General features: G+C 61.9%; 1 protein-coding gene. It reads left to right on the top strand.

What is annotated here, in order from left to right; genetic code table 11:
- Positions 1-762 (top strand): cyclopropane mycolic acid synthase family methyltransferase (locus tag A9X03_RS26720; RefSeq protein WP_156746691.1); only part of this gene is annotated, 762 nt, incomplete at both ends.

The raw sequence follows: 762 nt of genomic DNA, 5'->3' as shown, positions 1-762 counted from the left end.
AATCGCAATCCATCTACGACGTTTCGGACGAGTTTTTTGCCCTGTTCCTAGATCCGACAATGGGCTATACGTGCGCTTATTTCGAACGCGAGGGCATGACCCTGGAAGAGGCGCAGAATGCGAAGTTCGATCTGGCGCTGGGCAAGTTGAATCTCGAGCCGGGGATGACGCTACTCGACATCGGTTGCGGCTGGGGAGGAGCGCTGCACCGGGCGATCGAGAAATATGACGTCAACGTGATCGGGATCACGCTGAGTCGCAACCAGTTTGCCTACAGTAAGGCCAAAATGGCCGCCATCCCCACCGACCGCTCCGTCGAAGTCCGGTTGCAGGGCTGGGAGGAATTCGACGACAAGGTCGACCGAATCGTCAGCATCGGCGCCTTCGAGGCGTTCAAGGCCGACCGGTGGCCGGCCTTTTTTGAACGTGCCCACCACATCCTGCCCGACGACGGAATCATGTTGCTGCACACCATCGTTCGCCCCTCCTTCAAGGAGGCCAGGGCGCGGGGCATGACGCTGACGCACGAGATCGTGCACTTCTCGCAGTTCATCCTCACCGAGATCTTCCCGGGGGGCTGGCTCCCGACCCCGCAGACCGTCGGGGAGTACGCCGTAACGGCCGGCTTCGAGCTGACCCGGGTGCACTCACTGCAGCTGCACTACGCGCGCACCCTGGAGACGTGGGCGGCCGCCCTCGAGGCGAACCGCGACGAGGCCATCGCCATCCAGTCGCAGGAGGTCTACGACCGCTACATGAAGT

It is taken from the genome of Mycobacterium sp. E1715 (assembly GCF_001667625.1).
Taxonomy (GTDB): Bacteria; Actinomycetota; Actinomycetes; order Mycobacteriales; family Mycobacteriaceae; genus Mycobacterium.
This window is presented reverse-complemented; position numbering and strand designations above follow the sequence as displayed.